Genomic DNA, 24,386 nt, shown 5'->3' on the forward strand with positions numbered 1-24,386 from the left:
GGGCATCATGACAGGTCGACGCCGAGCAGACTCGCCGCGGCACCGACACCGGTGCCCGATCGGGCCGCGTCGTCGATCACCCGCAGCGCGGCGGGCAGGTCGAGGTCGTCGTCGAGATGGGCCCGGACCTCGTCGAGGACGAGGACGTCCTCCGCCGCGTTTCCCTCCCCCGAGGTTCCCTTTGCGGCGGTGCGCCACAGGGCGAGGCGGGCGACGGCGTCCTCGATCAACTGCTCGCTCCACTGCCAGGGCCGGCGATAGTGATGAGCCCCCAGGGCGAGCCGGATCGCCATCGGGTCGTAGCGGTCGCGCAGGTCGTGGACGAACACGAGGTTGCCGGTCGACTTCGACATCTTCCGGCCGTCGAGATGGACCATCGACTGGTGCATCCAGTGCCGGACGAACGGCACTCCGGTCGACGCCTCGCTCTGGGCCCGCACACACTCGTGGTGTGGGTAGAGGAGGTCGACACCGCCGCCGTGCAGGTCGATGGTCGGCCCGAGCTCGCGCAACGCGAGTGCGCTGCACTCGACGTGCCACCCCGGACGGCCGGGACCCCAGCGCGACTCCCAGGCCGGTTCGCCGTCGCCCGACGGGCGCCACATCACGAAGTCGAGCGGATCACGCTTGTCGGGATCGCTCGGGTTCTCGCGCCACTCCATCGCGAGCTGCTGCATGCGGTCGCGTCCGAGCCCGCCGAGCGAACCGAAGTCGGGGGCGGCGACCGTGTCGAAGTACACCGTGCCGTCGACCACGTAGCCGAGGCCGCGGTCGAGGATCGACTCGATCACCCCCCTGATGTCGGGGATGGCGCCGGTGGCCCGCGGTTCGGACCATGGCGGGATCGTGTTGAGCGCCGCCATGTCGTCGTCGAAGCGCGCGGTCTCCCCGAACGCGAGGTCGAGGTAGTGCACCCGGCGCCGGGCGGCCGCAGCGAGGATGTCGTCGTCGACATCGGTGATGTTGCGCACGCATCGGGTCTCGTGGCCGAGGTCGCGCAGGCGCCGTTGGAGCACGTCGTAGGTCACGTAGGTCGCGGCGTGACCGATGTGGGTCGCGTCGTAGGGCGTGATGCCACAGACGTACATCGTGACGATCGGCCCCGGCGCGAAGGGCACCACGGCGCCCACGTGGGTGTCGTAGAGCTGCATCGCCACGCCGGTCACCGAGCGGGCTCAGACCGCGTCGTCGTCGATCCCGATCAACTTCAACGCGACGCGGGTCTTGTAGCGGACGTTGAGCTGGAGGAGCACGGCGGTGAACGCCTCGATGGCGGTCGCGTTCGACAGCTCGCCGGCGTCGAGCGGCCGCATGCCGGGGATGTCGCGCACCAGATCGGCCACGGTGACGGTCGCCTTCTGGTGATCCGAGCAGATGAGGATGTCGGACACGACCGGCTCGTCGAGGTCGGCGAGCTCCTTGGCCGGCACATGGTGGAACGCGGCCGCCACGTAGCTGTCGCGGAGCTCGGCCTGGACGCTGCCGCTCACCGAGCCGCGGGGCGGCACCAGCGGCTGGAACTCCCGTCCCACCTTCGACAGGGCGTTGCTCATGCAGACGACGATCTTGCCCCGCAGCTGGGTGCGCACGGTGTGGGCGGTCTCGGTCGCCGCGTTCCACGGTGTCGCGATCACGATCAGCTCGGCCTCGGACGCGCCGGCGTTGTCGCTGCTGTCGATCGAGAGGTCCCGCTCGGGCCACGCCTCGATGATCGAGTCCCGGACCTCCATGGCGCGGTACTTCGAGCGGGAGCCGAGGGTGACGTCGTGCCCGACCGAGGCCAGCCGCGCGGCCAACGCCATCCCCGCCGGGCCGGTCGCACCAAGGAGTCCGATGTGCATGCGGGAAGGCTACGGTGCGGGCGTCGCTTCCGACGACTCGAAAGGTGCCGCGCTGTGGGACTGCTGGACGGCAAGAAGATCCTGATCACCGGCGTGCTGACCGACGCGTCCCTCGCCTTCGGGGTCGCCCGGCTCGCCCAGGAGCAGGGTGCCGAGATCGTGCTGACCGGCGCGGGCCGCGGACTCCGGCTCACCCAGCGCACGGCCCGCAAGCTGCCGACCGAGCCGGAGGTCTTCGAGTTCGACGTGACCGAGGCCGGTCACGCCGAGACGCTGCGCGCCACGCTCGAGGAGAAGTGGGGTCGTGTCGACGGTGCCCTCCACTCGATCGGCTTCGCCCCCGAGGCCTGTCTGGGCGACGACTTCCTCGGCGCCGGATGGGACGACGTGAAGGTCGCGCTGGAGATCTCGGCCTATTCGCTGAAGGTCCTGGCCGACGCCACCGCCCCGCTGATGACCGCGGGTGGCTCGCTCGTGGGCCTCACCTTCGACGCGACCGTCGCCTGGCCGGCCTACAACTGGATGGGCGTGGCCAAGGCCGCGTTGGAGTCGACCAACCGGTACCTGGCCCGCGAGCTCGGACCCCGGGGGATCCGCTGCAACCTGGTCGCGGCCGGACCCATCCGAACCATGGCGGCCAAGTCGATCCCCGGCTTCGCGCGGTTCGAGGACGTGTGGGACGAGCGGGCCCCGCTCGGCTGGGACGTCGACGACTCGACGACCGTCGCGGAGACCACCGTCGCGCTGCTGTCGGACTGGTTCCGGGGCACCACCGGCTCGATGATCCACGTGGACGGCGGCTATCACTCCGTCGGCGCCTGACCTCCTGGTCGTCGGGGGCACCGGGTTCCTCGGCCGCCACGTCGTGGCCCGGGCCGCCGGCCGCATCGCCGCGACCCACCGGCGCTCGGCCCCGACATCGGATCGTGCCGCCTGGCACCGGTGCGACCTCGCCGACGGCGGCGCGGCGGTCGAGGACCTGATCGGCCGCCTTCGACCCCGGGCCGTGGTCAACGCCGCCTACGTCCAGCACGGCGACGACCTCGACGCGGTGACCGCGCGGGCGCCGGGCGCGATCGCGGCGGCCTGTCGACGCGCCGGCAGCCGCCTCGTGCACGTGTCCACCGACGTCGTGTTCGACGGCACCACCGATCGTCCCTACGTCGAGAGCGATCCGCCCTCGCCGGTCCACGACTACGGGCGAGCGAAGGCCGAGGCCGAAGCCCGGGTGCTGGCCGCGCATCCCGACGCGGTGGTGGTCCGCACCAGCCTCCTCTGGGGTGACGCCGACGATCCCGGACCCCAGGTGCAGATGACGGCCGAACCCGGTATCACCTTCTTCGACGACGAGTTCCGCAACCCGCTGGAGGTCGACATCCTCGCGGCGGCGCTGCTCGAGCTGACCGAACGACCCGAGATCGTCGGCGTGCTCCACGTCGCCGGTGCCGACACCGTCGACCGATTCGAGTTCGCCCGCCGGGTCTGCCGGCTGGTCGGTGTGGAACCCGAGCACTTGAGCGGAGGTCCCGGCTCGGTGCACACTGCTCGCCCCAGCAACTGCCCGCTCGACAGCTCGCGGGCGGCATCCTTGCTCGACACGCGGCTGCGGGGCGTACGGGAGGCAACCTCATGAACGACAGCGGAGGGGCCGACATCGAGATCGTGCCCGTCACGAGCTCGATCGGCGCCGAGATCCGCGGGGTTGACCTCGCAACCTGCACCGACGAGGAGCTGGCGGTGGTGCAGTGGGCGCTGCTCGAACACCATGTGGTGTTCCTGCGGGGCCAGCAGCTCGACGACGAGCGCCACGAGGCGTTCGCCCGCCGCTGGGGCGAGCCGATCCCCAACCCGGTCCTGGCCGAGGTCGGCGGCGCCCCCACGATCGGGGTGGTCTACAACGACGCCGAACACCTCCCCGACCACGACGGCGAGGGCTGGCACACCGACCACTCGTGGGCGAGCTACGTGCCCGACGTGGCGATCCTGCGATCCGTGACCGCACCCCCGTCCGGTGGCGACACGATGTGGTGCAACGTCGCGGCCGCCCACGACGCCCTCTCGGCCCCGCTGCAGGTGTTCCTCGCGGGGCTGACCGCCCGCCACGACCCCGGCGAACGGTTCGCGCTGGAGATGCGGGCCCGGATGCCGGCCGAGCTCGTCGACCGACTGCTCGAGGCGTTCCCCGGGCTCGACCATCCCGTCGTCGTCCGCCATCCCGTGACCGGGCGGGCCGGCCTCTTCGTCAACCCGGGTTACACCCGCCGGATCAACGACGTCACCGCGGGCGAGAGCGCGGCGCTCCTCGGCCTCCTGTTCGACCTGATCACCCACCCCGACCTCGTCTGCCGCTTCCGTTGGCAGGAGGGCGACGTCGCGATCTGGGACGAACACGCCACGCTGCACCGCGGTCCCAACGACTTCGCCCCACACCGCCGCGAGCTGCGCCGCTTCACGGTGGGCGCGACCGAGCCCGTCGCCGTCTGAGGCGGGTCAGTCGGCCGACTCGGTGTCGGTCTCGTCACGGATGTCGCCCACGAGGGCCTCGAGGGCGTCCTCGAGTGTCACGAGCCCGAGCAGCGTGCCGTTCGCCGACCGGACCAACGCGACGTGGCGCCGGGCCCGGCGCATCGCCCGCATCAGGTCGCGCACCGGCTGATCGGGGGACACGATCAGCATCCGACGCATGATCTCGAGCGGGACCTGGTCGTCGCGGGCGTCGGGCGGGAGCCGCAGCAGGTCCTTGGAGTGGACGAACCCGATGATGTCGCTCGGGCCCAGCCCCTCGACCGGAACCCGGCTGTGGCCGGTCTCGGCCACCAGCGCCTCGATCTGTGCGACCGATGCCGACCGCGGCACCGTGGCCATCCGCGACCGCGGCGTCATGATCGAGCCTGCGGTCCGGGCCCGGAAGTCGAGGGCCCCCGACAGGAGTTCGTGCTCGACCCCTTCGATCTTGCCCCCCTCGACGGCACCGGCGAGCAGCGTGTGGAACTCGTTGACGGTGAGCGCGGTGTTGAGCTCGTCGACCGGCTCGTAGCCGAACAGGCGGACGATCCCGTTCGAGATGGCGTTGAGGAACCACACCATCGGCCGCAGCAGTGCGACATAGGCCGCGTGGATCGGGGCGAGGACCCGGGCCACCCGCTCGGGGTTCGCGATCGCCAGGTTCTTCGGCACCATCTCGCCCAGCACCATGTGGAGGGTGACGACAAAGGTCAGCGCGATCAGGAACGAGATGGTGTGGAGCACCCCGCTGGGCAGGTGCACGACCGCCTCGATCGCCGATTCGAGCAGGCTCGCGATCGCCGGTTCGGCCACGAAACCGAGGCCGAGGGATGCCATCGTGATGCCGAGCTGGGCCCCGGCGAGCTGGGCCTGGAGGTCGCGTACGGCGTCGAGTGCGGCGGCCGCGCCGGTGTCGGTGCCGTCCTTCGCCATCGGTTGGAGCCGCGACACCCGGGAGGCGAGCAGGGCGAACTCGATCGCGACGAAGAAGGCGTTGGCGATCAGGAGGAGGACCGCGGCGACGAGGAAGCCGGCGGTCATCCGACCTCCTCCGGCGGCGCGACGACCCGCACCGAGGCGATGCGGAGCCGTTCCATGGCGACGACCTCGAGCCGCCACCCGTCGACGGTGCACCGGTCGCCCGGCGTCGGGATCTCGCCGAGCCGGTCGAGTACGAGGCCGGCGAGGGTCTCGTACTCGCCGGCGGGCATCTCGAAGCCCGTCAGGTCGCGCACCTCGTCGGGATGCAGGGACGCCGGCACCACGGTGGACCCCATCGCCTCGACGCGGGTGAGCGAGGTGGTGATCTCGTCGTGCTCGTCGTCGATCTCGCCGACCAGCTCCTCGAGGATGTCCTCCAGGGTGATGATCCCGGCCGTCCCACCGTGCTCGTCGATCACCGCGGCGAGCTGCTGTCCGCCACCGCGCAGCTCGACCAGCAACTCGTCGAGGTCGCGGGCCTCCGGCACGGCGACGACGGGTGCCATCAGTTCGGCCACCCGGGTGTGGCCCCGCTCGTCGATCGGCACGCCGTGCACCGCCTTCACGTGGACGACCCCGACGAGGTCGTCGAGGCCTTCGGCCATCACCGGGAAGCGGGAATGACCGCTGCTCACCGCCAGCGCGACAAGATCCTCGACCGTCGCGTCCTCGTGGATGGCCACCACCCGGACCCGGGGCACCATCGCGTCGTCGGCCGACTTGTCGGCGAGCCGGATCGAACGGGTGAGGAGGTCGACCTCGCCCTCGTCGAGCATGCCCTCCTCGCCGGAGCTGCGGATCAGGTGCTCGAGCTCGTCGCGGTCGGGGGTTCCCTCGAGTTCGTCGGCCGGCTCGACGCCGAGGCGCCGGGTGATGCGCGCCGCCAGGTTGTCGAGCCCGCCCACCACGGGTCGGGCGACGGTGCCGTAGATCGCCGTCGGCCGGGCCAGGGCGAGCGACGACTCGAGCGGCCGGCTCGTCGCCAGCGACTTGGGGACGAGTTCGCCGAACACCATCTGCACGACGGTGGCGATGGCGAGCGCCAAGGCGATCGACACGCCACCGGGGACGTCACCGAAGATCGCCTCCAGGCCCGGTTCGATGACGGCGGCGACCGATGGTTCGGCGAGGAACCCGAGCAGCAGCGACGTGACCGTGATGCCGAGCTGGGCGCCCGACAGGTGGTACGAGAGGCGGTCGAGCAGTCCCTGGACGCGCGCGGCCGCCGCACTCCCCTGGCGGGCCCGTTCGTCCACCCGGGTGCGATCGACGGCCACGAGCGCGAACTCGGCGGCAACGAAGGCTGCGTTGGCGGCCACCAGCGCGATGGCGACCAGCAGCCGTAGGGCGATGTCGATCGGGACTCCTCGAACTCGATCTGCGTTGTCGGTGAATGTACCCGTAGGTTGGGTCGGATGCCGCCGTCGACCGCGCCCGAGACCCGATCCGGACCGCGGGCGACGCCGAGCACCGAGAGTCGCTTCGCCCCACCGAGACGGGGAATCGACCCCGACATCCGCAAAGGGTGGATCCGCCGGCTGGCGCCGGTGGTCTGGTCGCAGAAGGCGGTCTTCCTGCTCGGCCTCGGGGCGGGTCTGCTCGCCACGACGGCGACGGTCCTGGTCCCGCTGGTGGTCGGCCGCGGCCTCGACGCGGTCGACGCCGGCGACGCAGTGGCCCCGTTCGTCATCAGCCTCTTCGTGCTCGCCGTCTGCCGTTTCGGGTTCGGCTTCGTCTACCGGTACAACCTCTTCCGCGCCGCGCACCGCATCGAGGCCGACCTCCGCAACCTCATCTACGAGCGGCTCACCGAGCTGTCGTTCGGCTACTGGGACCGCATGCAGAGCGGACAGGTGATCAGCCGGGCCAACAGCGACATCCGCTCGATCCAGCTGCTGTTCGCGTTCGGACCGCTCATCGCGATGCAGTTGGTGCTGCTCGTCGTGGCGGTGATCGTGATGGTCTCCATCGACCTCGGTCTCACGGCCGTGGCGATCGCTCCGCTCCCGTTCGTGTTCGTCATCGGCGTGCGCCTGCGCAACCGGATCTTCCCGCTGTCGTGGGTCGTCCAGGCCCGCCAGGCCGACGTCGCGACGATCGTCGACGAGAACATCCAGGGCACCCGGGTCGTGAAGGCGTTCGCCCAGGAGGAGCGGCAGGTGCAACTGCTGGCCGAAGCGGCCCGTCGTCTGCGGTGGGCCGGCACCGAGGTGGCCGACACCCGGGCTCGGCACGCGCCGGCGATGGAGGCGTTCCCCCGTCTCGGCCTCGCCCTGGTCCTGCTCTACGGCGGTATCCAGGCCATCGACGGGGAGATCCGGATCGGGTCGCTCGTCGCGTTCAGCGCCTACGTCGTGCTGCTCGCGACGCCGTTCCGGATGGTCGGGTTCATGCTGTTGCAGTGGCAGCGGGCGTCGGCTGCGTCGGTGCGTGTGTTCGAGATCCTCGACGAACCGCCCGCCATCACCGACCCGGTCGACCCGGTGAGGCTGCCCGCCCCGGCCGGCCGCATCGAGTTCGACCACGTCCACTTCGCCTACCCGGTCTCCGACGGCACCGAGGTGCTGCGCGACCTTTCGTTCACGGTGGACCCCGGGGAGACCGTCGCCATCGTGGGGGCGACCGGATGCGGCAAGTCGACCATCGCCCGCCTCCTCCCCCGCTTCTACGACGTCGACGGGGGCGTCGTGCGCGTCGACGGTCACGACGTGCGCTCGCTGTCGCTGCACGATCTGCGCCGGACGGTCAACGTCGTGACCGACGACCCGTTCCTGTTCGCGACGGGCGTCTTCGACAACGTCGCCTTCGCCCGTCCCGATGCGCCCCCGCATCTCGTGGAGCAGGCGATCGCCGACGCCGCGGCCGCCGAGTTCGTGGCCGCGCTCCCCCAGGGCGTCGACACCGAGATCGGTGAACGGGGTCTGACCCTGTCGGGCGGCCAGCGGCAACGGCTCGCGCTGGCCCGAGCGCTGCTGGCCGACCCCAAGGTGCTCGTCCTCGACGACGCGACGAGCGCGATCGACGTCGCCGTCGAGCAGCGGATCCACGACGCGATCCGTCGCCGCCAGGCCAACCGCACGACGATCCTCATCGCCCACCGCCTCTCGACCATCGCCCTGGCCGATCGGGTGCTCTTCATGGACGACGGCCGGATCATCGCGTCGGGCCGGCACCACGACCTGCTGGCGAACGATCCGCGCTACGCGGCGATCCTCGCCGACACCCCGGGAGGTGAGGGCTGATGTTCGCGGTGGGTGGCGGATTCGGGCCCGGCGGCGGCGGACCGACGTCGATGCAGGCCAACGCGGCGGCGGGTCTCCCCCACGCCGACGTACCCGGCAACCTGCGCGACAAGGTCACCGCGGTCCTCGCCGACGAGCCCGAACACGTCGTCGCCCCCGTCGGGTGGACCCACGACGAATGGGACCGCCGTCCGTTCGGGCTCCGGCTGTTCCTGTGGCCCCATCGCTGGCGGCTCGCCGGCGCGATCTTCCTCGTCCTCATCGAGACCGCGGCGCTGATGATCGGGCCGGTGCTGACCCAGATCGGCATCGACGACGGCGTCCGGGCCGGCGACAAGACCGTGCTCGTCGTCACCTCCGGCATCTACGTGCTCGCCGTGGTGGTGTCGGCCGTCCTGGGCTGGGCCCGGGTCTCCTACACCGGTCGGTTGGGTGAACGGCTCACCGAGACGCTGCGCATCAGGGTCTTCGGCCACCTGCAACGTCAGGGCGTCGACTTCCACACCGACGAGAAGGCCGGCGTCCTGCTCACCCGGATGACCTCCGACATCGAGGCCCTCGCGGTGCTGTTCCAGGAGGGCATCGTCAACCTGCTGGTGCAGGTGTTCACCCTGCTGGTGATCACCGGCGCCCTCTTCTACTACGACCCGCTCCTCGCCCTCGTCACCCTCGCCGTCGCCGTCCCGCCGACCCTGGCGACCTCGCTGTGGTTCCGCCGCGTGTCGTCGCGGTCCTACCTGCTCGTGCGCGACCGGATCGCCGCGCTGTTGTCGAACCTCCAGGAGTCGCTGGCCGGCATCCGTGTGATCGCCGCCCACAATCGCCGGGCGGTCAACATCGCCGCCCACCGCGACGTCGTCGGCGACCATCGCGACGCGGGCATCGCGGCGGCGAAGGCCAACTCGACGTATGCCCCGCTCACCGAGATGATCGGGATCTGCACCCAGGCCACGCTGCTCGGCATCGGCGGCGCGATGGTGGCCCGGGGCCGGATCTCGGTCGGCGAGATGGCGGCATTCCTGCTCTTCCTCACCAGCTTCTTCGCCCCCATCCAGACGCTCGTCCAGCTCTACAACTCGTACCAGCAGGGCGGCGCGGCGATCGTCAAGTTGCGGGAGCTGCTGCGCGCCGAGCCGTCGGTGCGCCAGAAGCCCGACGCGATCGAGCTCCCGCCGATCCGGGGGGAGATCGAGCTGCGGGGCGTCACGTTCGGCTACGTCCCCGGCCGTCCGGTCCTGCACGACGTCGACCTCCGGATCGCCCCCGGCGAGACGGTCGCGTTCGTCGGCGAGACCGGGGCGGGGAAGTCGACCGTGGCCCGACTCCTGACCCGCTTCCACGACCCGGACCGGGGCACGGTGACGATCGACGGCCACGACCTGCGCGACGTCACCCTCGGGAGCCTCCGCTCCCAGCTCGGCGTGGTCCCCCAGGAGCCGTTCCTCTTCGCCGGCGTGGTGCGCGACAACGTCGCGTTCGCCCGACCCTCGGCCACCGACGAGGAGCTGACCGAGGCCCTCGTCGCGGTCGGCATCGACGACCTCGTCGAGCGACTCGGCGGACTCGACGCGGTGGTCCACGAGCGGGGCGCGTCGCTCTCCGCCGGCGAGCGCCAGCTCCTCGCGCTGGCCCGAGCGTTCGTCGCCCGGCCCCGCGTGCTCATCCTCGACGAGGCCACCTCCAACCTCGACCTCAACTCGGAGTCGCGCGTCGAGAAGGCGCTCGACGTCGTGCTCGAAGGCCGCACCGCCGTCATCATCGCCCACCGGCTCGCCACCGCCCGTCGGGCCGACCGGATCGCGGTGGTGCACGACGGCCGGATCGTCGAGCTCGGCAGCCACGACGAGCTGGTCCTCCACGAGGGCCGGTACGCCTCGATGTACGCCACCTGGGTGTCGCACGGCGGCGCCGAGTGAACGTCGACATCGACGTGCTCCTCGTCGCGATCGGGATCATGGCCGTGGCCTCCACCGTCCAGGCCTCGGTCGGGTTCGGGGCCAACCTGCTGGCCGCCCCGACCTTCGCGATCCTCGATCCCGACCTGGTGCCGGGCCCCATCTTCGTCGCGACCGCGACACTCACCCTCGCCACGGCGCTGCGCGAGCGGCACCACGTCGACCGTGGGGTGGTCGGATGGGCGACGGCCGGCCGCCTGCCCGGGGCGATCGTCGGGTCGCTCGTGCTGGCCACGGCCACCGACCGCTCGATCCAGCTCATGGTGGGCGTGTCGATCCTCGTCGCCGTGGTCCTGTCGAGCGGTGTGGTCCGCATCCCCGAGCGGCGGCGGACGTTCTTCGGCGCGGGCGTGGTCTCGGGCTTCGGGGCGACGACCGCGTCGATCGGCGGGCCGCCGATCGCCCTCGCGCTCCAGCACCGCCACGGCGCCGCCCTGCGGGCCACGATGGGGGCGTACTTCGCGGTCGGCACGCTGATCACGCTGCCGGCGATCGCCGCGGCCGGCCGTCTCGGTACCGACGAGCTCGTCGTCGGCGCGGCCCTGATCCCCGGGTCCCTCGTGGGCTTCGCGCTTTCCGGACCGTTGCGTCCCCGGGTCGACGCCGGCCGGATCCGGCCGTTGGTGCTCGGCCTCGCCGCGCTCGCCGCGATCGTCCTCGTCGTCCGCACCCTTTGAGTGCTCGGTAGGGTCCCGGCGATGAGCGACCCGGTCCTGCGGCTCCGCGACGTTTGGCGCACCACCGACGGTGTGGAGATCCTGCGCGGTGTCGACTGGACGATCCGGCCCGGCGAGCACTGGGTGGTGCTGGGACCCAACGGCTGCGGGAAGACGACCCTCGTGCGGATCGCGTCGATGTGGCTCCATCCGTCGTCGGGAGAGGTGGAGGTGTTGGGCGAACGGCTGGGCCGCACCGACGTCCGCCGGCTGCGCCGGCGGGTCGGGTTCGCGAGCGCCTCGATGGCGGACCTCCTCCGGGGCGACCTCCTCGTGACCGACGTGGTGATGACCGCCCGCAACGCCGCGCTCGAACCGTGGTGGCACGTCTACGACGACACCGACCGCGCCGCCGCGGCGACCGCCCTCGGCCGGGCCGGTGTCGCCCATCTCGCCGAACGACGTTTCGGCGCGTGCTCGTCGGGCGAGCGCCAACGGGTCCTGGTGGCCCGGGCCCTCGCGACCGACCCCGGCCTCCTGCTGCTCGACGAGCCGACCGCGGCGCTCGATCTCGCGGGCCGCGAGCAGTTCGTACGCATGTTGAGCGGTCTCGCCGGTGACGACTCGACCCCCCCGATGGCCCTGGTGACCCACCATGTCGAGGAGATCCCCGACGGCTTCACCCACGTCCTGCTCGTGAAGGAGGGTCGCACGCTGGCCCAGGGTCCCCTCGACCGGGTGCTCACCGCCGCGGCGCTGTCGGCCTGCTTCGATGTCGAGCTGTCGCTCGAACGACGCCGCGGTCGCTACGTGGCGTGGGCCGACTGAGCGTCGGCGCCGATCACCAGCACCACGCCGTCGTCGACGTGTACCTCCACCGGCGAGGCGACGACGGTGTTGGAGATCCCCCGGGCCTCGGCCGGGTGGAGCACCTCGCCGGTGAGCGCGAACTCGAGGCCGCGCGTGGTCACCGTGGCCGGACCGGTGACCGCCTGCACGGCCACCGCGGCGCCGACGGTCAGTGCCACGACGAGGCGGTCGCGGACGACCCACACCCGGTCGTGACCGACCCACGCGTCGACCGCGACCGACAACCACCGCGGCGAGGCGAGGACCAGCAGGTTGGCCAGCTGGTGATCGAGTCGACCACCGGCCGCGAGGTGCACCGTGACCGTGCCGGCCCCGGCGGCCACCGCGGCGGCCATCGCCAGCTCGAGGTCGGTCTCGTCCTTCGCGATGGGGAAACGCTCGATCCGGGCGCCGGCCGACCGGGCTGCGTCGAGATCGGCCGGCGTCGCCGAGTCGAGGTCGCCGACCACGAGGTCGATGGGGCGCCCGGCCTGCAGTCCGGCCCCGACGCCACCGTCGGCGCACACGACGAGCGAGGCGGCGGAGGCGGCGACGTGGGTCACCACGGCGTCGGTGGCGATCACCTGGACGTGCGGACCGGTCACGGCCCGACCCTAACCGGGGCTCAGGCGCTCCCGACGCAGGTGCCGGGGACCAGACCGGCCCCGCCGATGGTGGCCAGATCGGGGGTGGCGACGACAAGGGCGATGTCGGCGACGGCCTCCTTCGCGACGACGATGCCGACCACGGCACCGTCGGCGGCGACCACGGGACCACCGGAGAAGCCGGCCTCGATGGGCACGTCGACGCCCAGGATCTCGCCTCCGCCGGCCAGCGATGCCACGCCCGGCGCCACTTCGACCCGGGCGCCGACCGCGACGGTGCGGGGGCCCGCATCGGGGTGACCCACGAGGGTGAGCGGAGCCCCGAACGGCGGAGCGGTCGTGGCGGCGAGCGGTGCGTCCATCGGGGCGTCGACCGCGACGAGGGCCAGATCGCGCTCGTCGGCGAGCACGCCGAGCACCTCACCGGTGACGGTGACGTCGCCCTGGTCGATGCGCACGAGGGTGGCGTCGCCGACCACGTGCGCCGCGGTCAGCAGCAACCCGTCGGCGACGACGACGCCGGATCCGGTCGAGCGGGCGCCGCAGACGCTCACCGAGAGCTGGACCACTGCGAGGTGCGCGGTCGGGGCCGTCTCGAACGAGCCCTCGCGCACGGCCGCGACCGCATCGCCGATCTCGGTCTCGGGCGCGATCTCGACCGCGCCGAGCACCGCGGCGGTCCCGTCGCCCGCGGCGACGGAGTCGGAGGTCAGCAGACCGGCGATCCCCACCCCGAGCCCGAGCAGGCCCAGGGCGACGACGAGGGCCGACGCGACCAGGCGTCGCCCGTTCCAACTGCTCGCCGGGGATGACCCGGCGGCCGAGCTCACTGATGACCACTCTATGCGCATGTTACGCCCACTCCCTGTGGGCGATCCTAGGCACAACGACCCATGGAGCAAAAGCCCGCCGATGGTTCGCGGACTGCGTGGAGGTCGGGGCCTACAGGTAGGACAACGGATCCACGGCCGTGCCGTCGATCCGGATCTCGAAGTGCAGGTGGGGACCCGTCGACCATCCGGTGCTGCCGACCCGGCCGAGGGTGGCGCCGCCGGCGACGGTGTCGCCGTTGCTCACGAGGATGGCCGACTGGTGGGCGTAGAGCGTGGTGTAGCCGTCGCCGTGCGACAGGATGACCACGTTGCCGTAGCCGCTCATCCACCCCGCGGTGATCACCCGGCCGGCGGCGGCCGCCACGATCGGATCACCGGAGCTGCCGTTGAGATCGACGCCGTAGTGGTTGCGGGACGTGCCGAAGATCGGATGCACGCGGGAGCCGAACCCGCTGGTGACCGCGCCCGGTACGGGCCGGTGGGTGATCGAGAACGGGCCGTCGACCACGGGCGGCGCCGCCGGCGCGTCGTCGGCCGTCGCGGGTTCGTCGGATGCCTCCGCGGCCTGCTCCGCCTCGAGTCGGGCCTGCTCCTCCGCGGCCTTTCGCGCTGCTTCCTCGGCCGCCTGCCGGGCGAGCTCGGCCTCGAGCTCACGGATCTGCGAGGCGATCGCGGCATCGGCCTCCTCGATCTCGCGACCCACGGCTTCCCACTCGTCGATCCGCGCCGCGACCTGGGCCCGCAGCTCCTCGACCTCGGCCTTGCTGGCGTCGAGCTCGACCAGGCGGGCGGCCAGATCGGCACGCTCGGTCTCGGCCTGCGCGGTCGCCTCGTCGGCCCGGCGGATCGCATCGGCCTGGCCGGCCTGCGCCACCCGCAGCAGATCGATCAGCTCGTACTCGTCGCCCACCACCTCTTCGACGTAGAAGTCGGTGAGCTCGACATCTAGCAGGTCCTCGTCGTCGAGCCGCCCGAGCACGTCGGGCCGGGGGGCGACGAAGGCATCGATCGCCGCGAGCTCGAGTTGCCCGCGGATCCCCTCGGCTTGGGTCTCGAGGGCCTCGGCCTGTTCCCGGGCGAGCCGGGCCGTCGCCTCGGCCTCGGCGATCGACTCCTCCGCCGCGGCCACGCGCGTCTCCTGGAGCGCGATGTGCGCGTCGAGGGCAGCGATCGCCGCGGCCAGCTCGTCGTCCTCGGCGGCGAGGGCGTCGAGCTCGGCGGCCACCTCCGCGGCTTCACGGCGGTTCTGCTCGCGTTCCTGGCGCAGGTCCTCGACCTCGGTCTGGGCACCGGCGAGACCGACGCTCAGCATCCCGCCGAACACGCAGAGCGCGACCGCGAGGAGCAGCGACGGGCGACGGGGCGGACGGTGGACCGGCATCTCGGGGGCGATCGTAACAGGAACGCAATGAACTGCGTGATCAGCGGCCGCGAGGATGCGGGGCATGGCTCTCGAGGACTTCCGCGTCGAAACGTTCGCCCACGGCGGGATCACCCACGACGTCCACCGGCGGGGCGAGGGTCCCTGCGTGCTCGTGGCCGCGGAGATCCCGGGCATCACGCCCGAGGTGATCCGGTTCGCCGAGGACCTGCTCGACGCCGGTCTGTCGGTGGCCCTGCCGTCGATGTTCGGTGTCCCCGGCCGCGAGCCCACCCCCCGCCACGCCCTCACCACCATCGCCAAGGCGTGTGTCGGCCGGGAGTTCCACGCCATGGCCACCCGCGACGACCAACCCGCCACGGAATGGCTCCGGGCGCTGGCCCGCACCCTGCACGCCGACCACGGTGGCCCCGGCATCGGCTTCGTCGGCATGTGCTTCACCGGCGGGTTCGGCCTCGCGATGCTCCTCGACGACGCCGTCGTCGCCCCCGTGCTCTCCCAACCCTCGCTGCCGTTCGCGATCGGCCGGAAGCGGCGGGCCAGCGTCGGTCTCGACGATCAGCAGCTGGCGATCGTGGCCGAGCGCGCCGCCGAGGGGTGTGCCGTCCTGGGTCTGCGCTTCACGGGCGACCCGATGGTCCCGCGCCAACGCTTCGCCACCCTGCGGGCGGCGCTCGGCGACAACTTCGTCGGCGTCGAGATCACGAGCCCCGACGAGGCCCACGGCATCGGCAAGGCGGCCCACAGCGTGCTCACCGAGGAACGCCGCGACACGCCGGGCCACCCGACGAAGGAGGCGTTCGACCGGGTCGTCGAGTTCCTCACCTCCCGGCTCGCCGCCGGTTGACCCGACGGGGTCAGGCCCCGAGGAGCAGGAACAGACCCACGACGGTGTAGAGGACCATCACGCCGAGCATCGGGTACTGCGAACGAACGGCGACGGCGTGGGGGTAGCGCGAGATCGCCCGGTCGTGGGCCGCGGCGACGGCGAGCACGTGCCCGACCGCGATGGCCAGGGTCTGGACCCAGGCGATCGTGTCGGGCGACACCAGCAGCCAGTTGATCGTGTAGTCCTTCGTGCCGAAGAGGTCCCAGCCCCGCCCGAACGGGTCGGAGATCTGGATGAACATCCGCTGGCCGTCGAGCACGAGGAGACTGAAGTAGTGCGCCACCGCGTAGGCGGCGGCGATCGGCACCAGTGTCGGCCCGAACACGGCCGAGAGCTCCTCGGGCGCATCACCGGTCACGCCCCCCATCAGGTTGATCGCGATGACGTAGGCCAGTCCGACGAGCATGACGATCGACAGCAGCCCGATCGTGCTCACGACGGTGAGATCCCATCCGACCGAGTCTCCGGCGATGTCGAACCAGAGCGAGCTCCGGGTGAAACCGTCGAAGGTCGTGCTCCCCAGGACGACGATGATGAAGGGCACCATGCCGACGGTCGGCTTCAGCGTCGCGAGACCGGCGAGCGGCGGCCGGACACGGAGCCGGCGATCCTCGTCGAGGTGGAACACCGCCAACGCCCCCAGCTTGGCGAAGAGCACGGCGAAGCCGTCGGCGCACCGGACCCAGCCCCGGCCATACACGGCAGCGCCGACGAGCATCACCGCGCTGTAGATCGTGAGGAACACGGCGATGGCCCGGGGATCGGCCGCCGACTGTCCGTCGGCCTCCCACCACATCGACCGGTAGGCGAGCTCGAACCAGAGATAGGCGAAGATCGCGACGGCGGCGGGCCACAGCGTGCCCTCGCCGTGGTCGATCGCCGAGATCTCCGCACCCGTCACCCGGCTCTTCACCCACGCGGCCACGTCGGCGATCGTGAAGTACGGGTTGAAGGCGCGCCACACGTCGCCGAACACCGCCGACACGAACTGGAGGCCGACCCAGAACCAGATCAGGAACGCGTCGCCCGAGATGTTGACCGCGAAGTTCGGGTTGCCCTCCCACGCCGCGTACAGCACGACACCGAAGAGGAACAGCCCGATCAGCTTGAGCAGTGCCTCGAGGAGGCGAGCCGGCGGTCCGACCGCGTGCCACAGGGCCCGGCCCCGGGCGGCGGCCTCCAGATGGGGTCGCTCCCAGAACGCGCCGAGGGCCACGAACGAGATCGCCACCGAGAACCCGGCGGCCCAGGCGAGCTGCCAGGCCGGCAGCGGCAGATCGGTGCGCCCACCGATGCCGTGGGCGAGGAGGCTGCCGATCACGACACGGTCATTCGCACGAGCAGCCGGCTGGAGCCCTCGAGCTCGATCTCGAACGTCCCCGGGATCAGGGCGTCGAACGTCGTCGACCCTTCGCCGTCGACCAGGTCGACGTAGAGGTCGTAGCCGTGGACGTGCACTTGGTCGTCGCTGTTGCCCGTGACGACGACCTCGACCGAGTCGCCGAGCGCGACGTTCTCCTGGCGGGACCCACCCACCAGGTCGCCGTCGACGACGTCGAGCGCGATCACGACATCGGCCGCGGCATCGCCCGACGAGGGCGCGGGATCCGCCGCCCCGCCGTCGTCGCCGCACCCGCCGACGAACAGCGCGACGGCGAGGACCAGGGCCACGACGAGGAGGACGCGCGATCTCACGACGCCACCGTCACCGTGGTCGCGGCCGAGATCGGTTGACCGCCGACCACGTAGGGCTGGTGGTCGTTGGTGTACGCGACCACCGAAATCTCCACCTCACCCTCCGGCAGCGCGGCGATGTGGGTGGCCGGACCGTACAGGCGACCGAGCTTCTGGCCATTGGCATAGATGTGGAGGTGACCCTCCCCGTCGACGTGCTCGCCCGACGCGTGCTCGGGGCTCAGCACCATGCCGTCGACGGTGACGAACGCGTTCCACCCGGACTTCGGGTCGTCGACCACCTCGAGCGCGATCGTGGGCGCGTCGCCGACGAATTCGACGGGCGCGGCCTCGTCGTGGCTGTGGCTGTCGTGGTCGTGAGGCGGCACGGTGAACGTCACTCGGGCCGTGATCGGCTCGCCGTCGACGGCGTAGGCGCGATGGTCGTTGGCCGAGAGCTCGACCGCGATGTCGACGTCGCCCTCCACCACGCCGGCGTAGTGGATCCACTCGTTGTAGAACCGCAGCACCTTCTCGCCGTCGACGTAGAGGTGGAAGTGCCCCTCGCCGGCGACATGGTCGGTCGACGCCGCCCGCGGCGCGATGGTGAAGTCGTCGGTGAGCACGTGGATGTCGACACCGCCGGCCGGATCGGCGAACACCTCGACGTCGACCGTGGGCGCGCCCTCGGCGGGCACGTCGACCACGCCGTGATCGTGCTCGTCGGTCGCGTCGCCGTCGGTCATGGCGGTGTCGTGTTCGCCGTCGGCATCGTGGTCGTGGTCGTGCTCGCCGTCGGCATCGTGGTCATGCTCGCCGTCGTCATCGGCCATGTCGTCGTCGGCCATGTCGTCATCGGCCGTTTCATCGGCCGTGTCATCGGCGGCGGCCGCGTCGTCGGCCGTGGTGGTGGTGTCGTCGTCATCGCCGCAGGCGGCGCCGAGCAGGGCGACGACGGACAGCGCGGCCAGGAGCCGCAGGATCGCGCGGTTGCGCATGGTGAGTTCTCCGGTTCGAGGGGTTCGCGTACGTAGCGGGACGCCGACCACCACACGGTGGAGGGCGTGGACGTCTATCGACGGATCCGGGGAGGTCCCCGTCGTCCCACCCGGGACGGGACGAGCAACGGGGCCGGACGCCGGGTGACACCGGCGACCAGCGGGGCACTCAGCGCGAGCACCTGTCGGTCGACCTCGCCCCTGAGCGCCGCGAACAGCGCCCGCACCGCGACGGACCCCGAGTGGACGACCCGGGCCAGCCGGAACACCACCGCACCGGCCATCAGGCCCGCCAGGGTCGCGGGAACACCGACCGCCGCAGCGACCGGGTTCGTCGTCGAGGCGACATCGGCCACGAGCGCCACCGACGTGACGGTCAGGACGGGGATCGCGAGAAGGGCGAGGATCATCCACCCGGCCCGACAGGCCTCGGAGACGGAACGTCCACGCACGAGCGCAACGGTAGCAAGCGCGGGTCCGCTACCAGAACCAGCTAGGGGAAGGGCACCACCACCTCCGGGTCGCGGCACTAGGTTCGGCCCGATGAGCGATGACATCGGTACCGTGCCCGAGATCGACCGGACCGCCCTGGCCGGTTGGATGCAGACCCACCTCGCCGGGGCCGAGGCGGTGGAGATCGAGGAGTTCTCCCCGCCCCGCAGCGGCTACTCGGCGGAGACGACCGTGTTCACCGCCCAGGTCACCCGCGACGCGTCGGTCGCGACCGAGAAGTACGTCGTGCGCCGGGAGACACCCGAGCCGCCCGTCTATCCGGCCCAGTCCGACCTCGACGTCGAGATCGAGATCCAGTACCGCGTCATGGACGCGGTCGCCCGCCACTCCACCGTGCCCCTCGCCCCCCTCGTCGGGTTCGAGCCCGACGGCTCGATCCTCGACGCGCCGTTCTTCGTGATGGGCTTCGTCGACGGCGAGGTCCCGATCGAGAGCCCGATCTACACGCAGGAGGGCTTCTTCGTCGACGCGACACCCGAGCAGCGCCGCGACATGCTCTTCGACGGGCTGCGGATCCTCGCCGACATCCACACGATCGACTGGCGCGCCGCCGGGCTCGAATGGCTGGCCCCGGCCGGCACCGAGCCGGGCACGGTCCGCCAGATGGACGTGTGGGAGCGGTACTGCCGGGGCAGCCTCGGCGACCGCGTGCACCCGTTGTTCGACGAGGGCATGACGTGGCTGCGGGCCAACGTGCCGGCCGAGCCGGAGGTGTGCCTGAGCTGGGGCGACCCCCGGCCCGGCAACATCATCTGGCGCGACTTCCGGGGCGTGTGCGTCACCGACTTCGAGGCGGCCTCGATCGCGCCCCCCGAGTTCGATCTCGGCTGGTGGCTGATGTTCGACCACTGGTCGCACGAGACCATGGGCGTCGACCGGCTCCCCGGCGAGCCGACGCGAGACGAACAGCGCGACCACTACGCGTCGTGTCTCGGCCGCGACGTGGGCGACACCACGTTCTACGAGGTGTTCGCCGCGGTGCGCTACACCGCCATCGTCGTGCGGGTCATGAACCGCATGGTCGACCGGGGGATGCTGCCACCGGATCAGACCATCTGGCTCGACAACCCGGCGACCGTGTGCCTCGACATGATCCTCCCGCGGTCGTGAGCCGGCGCGGTCAGGGCCGGCTCCCGTAGCCGAGCCGGTCGCGGAAGAAGCGCCGGGCCGCGGGCGCGCTCCAGTTGTCGTGGTCCTCGCCCCAGGCGGTGACCCCGTCGAAGGTCCATTCGGTGAGGCAGTTCCACGTGAACAGGTTGGGGTTGAGGTGCACGCCGAGCCGGTTGCGGCACCGTCCCTCGGCGCGGATGTCGCGCCCTGCCTCGTCGGTGATGTCGATCACGACCCGGGTCGGCGCGCCGGTCTCGTCGTCGCGCTCGAGCACCTCTCGCCGCGCCGAGACGAGCTTCGACCACTCGCCCTCACGAATGACGTAGCCGTGGATGCCGATGCACCCGTCGCCGAAGTCCATGGTGATCGCGTGGAAGCCGTCGTCGGCCGACGCGGTGGCGTAGCTGTAGCCACCCCGATGGGCCGGCGAACTGGTGAGCCCCTGACCGAACTGGGGCCGCACCCCCCACGAACGGTCCCGGAACCCGAAGCTGTCGACGGCGAACTCCTCGTCGAGGAGGCGGATCGTGCCCTGGTAGCGACCCGGCTGATCGAGATGGGACTCGCCCAGGTAGTTGGGCGGGGCCACGGCGGTGAAGGTGAGGGCGACATCGATCTCGTCACCCCCGTCGGGGTCGGCGTAGGCGATCTCGTAGGTGCGGAGCGGTTCGACACAGCGGTAGCGGATGCCGTTGGGGAGCCGGATGTCGGACAGTGGCTGATCGGGCAGCGGCAGGTGCCAGAAGTTCTTGGCGTGGAGCACGTTCCACGGCTGACTGCCCTGCTCGTTCCAGAAGTAGGCGCCGCCCGCGGTGACCTTCTGGTTCGGACGGAAGAACGGGTACAGCTGCCCCGACAGCAGGCGCTCCGGCACCGTGAAGGTGAACCAACAGGTCTCCGTCCAGTACGGGTCGTCGCTGGTCGGCGGGTGGAACTCGTCGTCGGGGTGCCCCATGGCCGGCACGCTACTCCGCGGTGGCGGCGTCCCAGGCCGCGACGCGTTCGGTGTCCTCGTAGTCCTCCCAGCGCAGGAGCCGACCCCAGCGCGCCTCCAGGAAGAGCACGGCCCGGTTGGCGTAGACGTCGGCGCCGCCGCCGGGGTCGACGATGAACTCGTGGATCCGGACGGCGATCCGGGTGTTCCACGGCGGACCGTTGACGAGGATGTCCTCGATCCGGAACTGGATCCGTTCGGCCACGAAGCGGTCGGCGAAGGCGATCGCCTCGGCGGTGCCGCGGTGGGTGACGTGGCGGTGCCGTCCGGTCTGCTGGGGGCGGAACATCGTCGCCCACGAGTTGTGTCCGGGGAACGCCAACTCGAAGTCGGGATGGGCCAGCTTCAGCAACAGCGAGTAGTCGCCCTGGTTGAGTCGCTCGATGCCGTGACGCAGCAACGCCCGGATCGCGGCCTTGTACATCATGTCCTCCCGAGGTCTAGAACGATCACTCTAGGACGTGGCCGTGCCGGCGTCTAGAACGAATGTTCTAGACTGCCGGGATGGCCGGGACCCGCGACCGCATCATCGTCGCCACCAACGAGCTCTTCCGTCGCCACGGCTACAACGGCACCACGCTGAGCCAGATCTCGGAGGCGGCCGACGCCACGATCGGATCGATCTACCACTTCTTCCCCGGCGGCAAGGAGGCGCTCGGCGTCGCCGTCGTCGAGACGACGGGCGCGATCTATCGGGAGCTCTTCGAGTCGATCGCGCGGGAAGCCTCGGACCCGGCCGAGGCGTTCGCCGACTTCTTCGCCGGCGCGGCGGCTGTGCTCGAGGAGTCCGACTTCATCGACCCGTGCCCGATCGGCACGGTGGCCCGCGAGGTGGCCAACACCAGCGAGCCGTTGCGCATCGCCGCGGCCGGTGTCTTCGACTCCTGGATCGACGCGGCGGCCCGGCATCTCGTCGGCGCCGGCCTCTCCGACGAGCGCGCCGGCGCGCTCGCCCAGGTGTTCGTCGCGACCGTCGAAGGCATGTTCGTGCTGTGCCGGACGCAGCGCTCGACCGCGCCGCTCGACGCCGCCGGCCGCTCGATCCGAGAACTCGTCGCGCAGGAGGTCGCCCAGGCGACCCACCGCTGAGCGGCCACGGCCACCGTGTCGCTGACCTGCGGCCCGTTCCCTACTGCCCGGCCCGTGCGCGGTCGTCCGACGCGGTTCGCATGTGCAGGAACTCGTCGATGCGCAGGAAGCCCGGGGGACGCTTGGTGCCGGCCGGCAGCAGGGCGTAGGCCTCGGTGGCGTCGATGACCTCCGGGTCGACGAGGTCGACGACGGAGCCGTCGACCTCGAGCCGGGCATGGCCCGCGGCCGTCACGTTGCGCACCCAATCGCATCGCGACCCGTACACGAGGGTGAAGACGAAACCGTCGTCGACGGCGACGGCTTCGAGCGGTGTGCGGTACTCACGGCCGGTGCTGCGCCCGACGTGGTGGATCACCTGCCACCGATCGTTTCGCAGCGCTCGCGGGTTGAACACCCGCTTGTTGATCCTGCCCCACCACAACGGCATCGGCATGGTCGACTCCTCACCGCCGGCGGTGCCGGCTCCTGGACGGGTCGCCGCCGGCGGTCAGCCCGGGGCGATCGGGAATTGGACCTCGGTGAGGAGATCCTCGGCGATGACGGTCTGCGGGTCGTTGAGGTAGAGCTCGCGTGGTGGCCCCTGCATGCGGTGGCCGTGCTCCTCGATCCATCCGGTGACCGTGTGGTAGGCGGGGGCGATCTCGTCGTAGGGGCCACGATGCGTCGTCGACGCGACAGTCGCTCCCGCGATCTCGTTCCATTCGACATCGCCGACGGGGCGCTGGTCCCCCACGCCGTCGGGCGTGGGGATGCAGACCTCGATCGTACCGTCGGTCTGTTCGTCGATCACGTCGTGGTAGACGATGAATGGATTGCCCACGGGTTGGACGCCGTGCTCGGTCAACGCACCGACGACGGCCGCGAACCCCCGGCCGATGTCGTCACCGATCCTGCTGAGATCGGTGCGGGTGCGCCAACTGGCGACCCGCTGCGGCGGGACCGACTTGATGGTCACGTCATAGGGCATGACGGTTCCTCCTTGGTTGATGAGACGTTGGAGGAACCGCAGCATGCGAGCCTGGTCGTCCAGCCGTGCCTCGAGGCGTTCGCGGTGGACGGCGAGCTGCTTGATCACGGCGTCGGGCCCGTCGGCCGCGAGGAGCTCGCGGATCTCGTCGAGCGGCATGTCGACCGCCCGCAGGATCCGAATCGCCTCGGCCTGGTTGGCTTGGCCCGACCGGTAGTAGCGGTAGCCCGTGGCCGGGTCGATCCAGGCCGGCACCAGGAGACCCTGGTCCGCGTAGAGACGCAATGCCTTGATCGACAGTCGGCTCATCTGCGAGAACCGGCCGATCGGGATCCTGTCGATGTTCATCGTGACGGTTCCTCCTTTCCGTGGCCCATCCTCGGCTCTCCCCCGACGGGAGAGTCAAGCCGTTCGTCGCCGAGCGCCGGGCCCGGCCGGGTCGAGCGACACCACCACACCCAGATCGCCATATGTGTACGGCTTCCCTCGGAGGCGGTACTTGATCTGGTCGACCCAACGCACGATGGTCGTGGCGGCGCCGTACTTCTCGTTGGCTCGGACTCGGATTCGGGCGAGTTCGTCGCCGCCGACGAGGCGGGCGACACCGTCGACGGGCCGGGTCCCCTTCCGGGTCCGACCGCGCATGTCGCACGGTTGGAGGACGACCCGATCGGTGTGGGCGAGCCGCTTCGCCTTGCCGGTGGCCGAGCTGGTGTAGAAGCCGAACGCGGCGTCCTCGACCGGCACCGCCCATACCGGCGTCGGCACCGGGGCGCCATCGCGCCGAAAGGTGGTCACCAGCAGGTATCGCTCCTGAGCCAGGCCCGTCATGGTCGCCGTGCCTCGACCTCGAGGCGCGACGACGCCAACGCCCAACCAGCGGCCGCCGCGATCGCGAGCTCGACACCGGTGGCGACGACGAGTGTCGAATGCGGGGTGCCGTCCACCGCCCACGACGCGAGTCGGCCCACCCCGTACGACGCGTAGAGGACGGCGGCGGCGACCAGCGCGACGAACCGCAACCGCTCGACCACCACGCCGAGCAGCATCAACGAGCCCATCGCGACCAGCGACGCGCCGGGTGCACGGGTCTCGTTGAGGAGGTTGACGTCGCCGCCGAGGTCGATGCCGCTCGACGAGTGGAACGATGCCGGCGCGACCAGCAACGCACCCCCGATCAGCAGGGCGACCAGCCCCGCGATGACCAGGACGACCGCGATGGGTCTCGTGGACTTCATGATTGTGTTCCTTTCGGATCCCCGTGCCCGGATGAGCACGTGATCCACCATGGAGTCAGCCGG

Annotated in this window: 27 protein-coding genes; 10 read left to right on the forward strand and 17 right to left on the reverse strand. The window is 71.2% G+C overall.

Annotation, left to right across the window (positions count from 1 at the left end; genetic code table 11):
- Positions 1-5 precede the first annotated feature (5 nt).
- The gene (locus R2707_06870; protein MEZ5244799.1) at positions 6-1,151 is read right to left on the reverse strand and encodes a cysteine--tRNA ligase; all 1,146 of its coding nucleotides are present in this window, start codon (positions 1,149-1,151) and stop codon (positions 6-8) included.
- Between the two features lie 24 nt (positions 1,152-1,175).
- Positions 1,176-1,841, reverse strand: coding sequence for an NADPH-dependent F420 reductase (gene npdG, locus R2707_06875; protein MEZ5244800.1), 666 nt, complete (start codon positions 1,839-1,841; stop codon positions 1,176-1,178).
- 54 nt (positions 1,842-1,895) lie between these two features.
- On the opposite strand from npdG, the gene fabI reads away from it, so the two are divergent.
- From fabI to R2707_06890, 3 genes are read left to right on the forward strand one after another with little or no spacing between them, the layout of a single operon-like run.
- Entirely contained in the window at positions 1,896-2,663 is a 768-nt protein-coding gene (fabI, locus tag R2707_06880) for an enoyl-ACP reductase FabI (protein MEZ5244801.1), read from the forward strand.
- A 4-nt stretch (positions 2,664-2,667) separates the two neighbouring features.
- Positions 2,668-3,474 (forward strand): sugar nucleotide-binding protein, encoded by an 807-nt coding sequence (locus R2707_06885; protein MEZ5244802.1) that lies wholly within the window; start codon positions 2,668-2,670, stop codon positions 3,472-3,474.
- On the forward strand, positions 3,471-4,325 hold the full coding sequence (locus R2707_06890) for a TauD/TfdA family dioxygenase (GenBank protein ID MEZ5244803.1): 855 nt from the start codon (positions 3,471-3,473) through the stop codon (positions 4,323-4,325). Before R2707_06885 ends, R2707_06890 begins: the two co-directional genes overlap by 4 nt.
- A 6-nt stretch (positions 4,326-4,331) precedes the next feature.
- Here the strand turns inward: R2707_06890 and R2707_06895 are convergent, their stop codons facing one another.
- Together R2707_06895 and R2707_06900 are read right to left on the reverse strand one after the other, a co-directional pair.
- Complete coding sequence (locus R2707_06895) at positions 4,332-5,387, reverse strand: hemolysin family protein (GenBank protein MEZ5244804.1); 1,056 nt, start codon at positions 5,385-5,387, stop codon at positions 4,332-4,334.
- Positions 5,384-6,685 (reverse strand): hemolysin family protein, encoded by a 1,302-nt coding sequence (locus R2707_06900; protein MEZ5244805.1) that lies wholly within the window; start codon positions 6,683-6,685, stop codon positions 5,384-5,386. Before R2707_06900 ends, R2707_06895 begins: the two co-directional genes overlap by 4 nt.
- A gap of 57 nt (positions 6,686-6,742) precedes the next feature.
- On the opposite strand from R2707_06900, the gene R2707_06905 reads away from it, so the two are divergent.
- Genes R2707_06905 through R2707_06920 form a run of 4 tightly spaced genes read left to right on the forward strand, consistent with a single transcriptional unit; the run spans position 6,743 to position 12,008 of the window.
- Positions 6,743-8,569 (forward strand): ABC transporter ATP-binding protein, encoded by a 1,827-nt coding sequence (locus R2707_06905; protein ID MEZ5244806.1) that lies wholly within the window; start codon positions 6,743-6,745, stop codon positions 8,567-8,569.
- Positions 8,569-10,485, forward strand: coding sequence for an ABC transporter ATP-binding protein (locus R2707_06910; protein ID MEZ5244807.1), 1,917 nt, complete (start codon positions 8,569-8,571; stop codon positions 10,483-10,485). Before R2707_06905 ends, R2707_06910 begins: the two co-directional genes overlap by 1 nt.
- Complete coding sequence (locus tag R2707_06915; GenBank protein ID MEZ5244808.1) at positions 10,482-11,201, forward strand: sulfite exporter TauE/SafE family protein; 720 nt, start codon at positions 10,482-10,484, stop codon at positions 11,199-11,201. Before R2707_06910 ends, R2707_06915 begins: the two co-directional genes overlap by 4 nt.
- 21 nt (positions 11,202-11,222) lie before the next feature.
- A complete protein-coding gene (locus R2707_06920; protein ID MEZ5244809.1) occupies positions 11,223-12,008 on the forward strand; it encodes an ATP-binding cassette domain-containing protein in 786 nt (261 codons plus the stop codon).
- Here R2707_06920 and R2707_06925 read toward each other — a convergent pair.
- The 3 genes from R2707_06925 to R2707_06935 form a co-directional block, all read right to left on the reverse strand.
- Positions 11,987-12,634: a thiamine diphosphokinase gene (locus tag R2707_06925; protein ID MEZ5244810.1), complete on the reverse strand. Its 648-nt coding sequence runs from the start codon at positions 12,632-12,634 to the stop codon at positions 11,987-11,989. The two genes, R2707_06920 and R2707_06925, sit on opposite strands and share 22 nt — an antisense overlap.
- Before the next feature lie 20 nt (positions 12,635-12,654).
- Positions 12,655-13,464 carry a serine protease gene (locus R2707_06930; GenBank protein MEZ5244811.1) on the reverse strand — a complete coding sequence of 270 codons (810 nt, stop codon included), beginning with the start codon at positions 13,462-13,464 and terminating at the stop codon, positions 12,655-12,657.
- Positions 13,465-13,576: 112 nt separating this feature from the next.
- On the reverse strand, positions 13,577-14,848 hold the full coding sequence (locus R2707_06935) for a peptidoglycan DD-metalloendopeptidase family protein (protein MEZ5244812.1): 1,272 nt from the start codon (positions 14,846-14,848) through the stop codon (positions 13,577-13,579).
- A gap of 64 nt (positions 14,849-14,912) precedes the next feature.
- Here R2707_06935 and R2707_06940 point away from each other — a divergent pair, with 64 nt between their 5' ends.
- Positions 14,913-15,695 carry a dienelactone hydrolase family protein gene (locus tag R2707_06940; protein ID MEZ5244813.1) on the forward strand — a complete coding sequence of 261 codons (783 nt, stop codon included), beginning with the start codon at positions 14,913-14,915 and terminating at the stop codon, positions 15,693-15,695.
- A gap of 10 nt (positions 15,696-15,705) precedes the next feature.
- On the opposite strand, the gene R2707_06945 is transcribed toward R2707_06940, so the two are convergent.
- The 4 genes from R2707_06945 to R2707_06960 all read right to left on the reverse strand — a co-directional run bounded on the left by R2707_06945 (position 15,706) and on the right by R2707_06960 (position 18,861).
- Positions 15,706-17,058, reverse strand: coding sequence for a hypothetical protein (locus R2707_06945; GenBank protein MEZ5244814.1), 1,353 nt, complete (start codon positions 17,056-17,058; stop codon positions 15,706-15,708).
- On the reverse strand, positions 17,055-17,432 hold the full coding sequence (locus R2707_06950; GenBank protein MEZ5244815.1) for a hypothetical protein: 378 nt from the start codon (positions 17,430-17,432) through the stop codon (positions 17,055-17,057). Before R2707_06950 ends, R2707_06945 begins: the two co-directional genes overlap by 4 nt.
- On the reverse strand, positions 17,429-18,409 hold the full coding sequence (locus R2707_06955; protein MEZ5244816.1) for a hypothetical protein: 981 nt from the start codon (positions 18,407-18,409) through the stop codon (positions 17,429-17,431). Before R2707_06955 ends, R2707_06950 begins: the two co-directional genes overlap by 4 nt.
- 74 nt (positions 18,410-18,483) lie before the next feature.
- Positions 18,484-18,861 (reverse strand): hypothetical protein, encoded by a 378-nt coding sequence (locus tag R2707_06960; protein ID MEZ5244817.1) that lies wholly within the window; start codon positions 18,859-18,861, stop codon positions 18,484-18,486.
- Between the two features lie 91 nt (positions 18,862-18,952).
- Between R2707_06960 and R2707_06965 the strand changes: the two genes are divergently transcribed.
- The gene (locus tag R2707_06965; GenBank protein MEZ5244818.1) at positions 18,953-20,032 is read left to right on the forward strand and encodes a phosphotransferase family protein; all 1,080 of its coding nucleotides are present in this window, start codon (positions 18,953-18,955) and stop codon (positions 20,030-20,032) included.
- Between the two features lie 10 nt (positions 20,033-20,042).
- Here the strand turns inward: R2707_06965 and R2707_06970 are convergent, their stop codons facing one another.
- Positions 20,043-20,987 carry a hypothetical protein gene (locus R2707_06970; protein MEZ5244819.1) on the reverse strand — a complete coding sequence of 315 codons (945 nt, stop codon included), beginning with the start codon at positions 20,985-20,987 and terminating at the stop codon, positions 20,043-20,045.
- Positions 20,988-20,997: 10 nt separating this feature from the next.
- Complete coding sequence (locus R2707_06975; protein MEZ5244820.1) at positions 20,998-21,453, reverse strand: nuclear transport factor 2 family protein; 456 nt, start codon at positions 21,451-21,453, stop codon at positions 20,998-21,000.
- Positions 21,454-21,530: 77 nt separating this feature from the next.
- On the opposite strand from R2707_06975, the gene R2707_06980 reads away from it, so the two are divergent.
- Positions 21,531-22,115 (forward strand): TetR/AcrR family transcriptional regulator, encoded by a 585-nt coding sequence (locus R2707_06980; protein ID MEZ5244821.1) that lies wholly within the window; start codon positions 21,531-21,533, stop codon positions 22,113-22,115.
- A gap of 40 nt (positions 22,116-22,155) precedes the next feature.
- On the opposite strand, the gene R2707_06985 is transcribed toward R2707_06980, so the two are convergent.
- The 4 genes from R2707_06985 to R2707_07000 are packed head-to-tail and all read right to left on the reverse strand — an operon-like array spanning position 22,156 to position 24,323.
- Complete coding sequence (locus tag R2707_06985; protein MEZ5244822.1) at positions 22,156-22,551, reverse strand: nitroreductase family deazaflavin-dependent oxidoreductase; 396 nt, start codon at positions 22,549-22,551, stop codon at positions 22,156-22,158.
- A 54-nt stretch (positions 22,552-22,605) separates the two neighbouring features.
- Positions 22,606-23,433, reverse strand: a complete 828-nt coding sequence (locus R2707_06990; protein MEZ5244823.1) for a MerR family transcriptional regulator — start codon at positions 23,431-23,433, stop codon at positions 22,606-22,608.
- Between the two features lie 54 nt (positions 23,434-23,487).
- The gene (locus R2707_06995) at positions 23,488-23,916 is read right to left on the reverse strand and encodes a PPOX class F420-dependent oxidoreductase (GenBank protein ID MEZ5244824.1); all 429 of its coding nucleotides are present in this window, start codon (positions 23,914-23,916) and stop codon (positions 23,488-23,490) included.
- Positions 23,913-24,323, reverse strand: coding sequence for a DUF4345 domain-containing protein (locus R2707_07000; GenBank protein ID MEZ5244825.1), 411 nt, complete (start codon positions 24,321-24,323; stop codon positions 23,913-23,915). Before R2707_07000 ends, R2707_06995 begins: the two co-directional genes overlap by 4 nt.
- Positions 24,324-24,386: the final 63 nt, after the last annotated feature.

The organism is Acidimicrobiales bacterium (assembly GCA_041394245.1).
Classification (GTDB): domain Bacteria; phylum Actinomycetota; class Acidimicrobiia; order Acidimicrobiales; family Aldehydirespiratoraceae; genus JAJRXC01.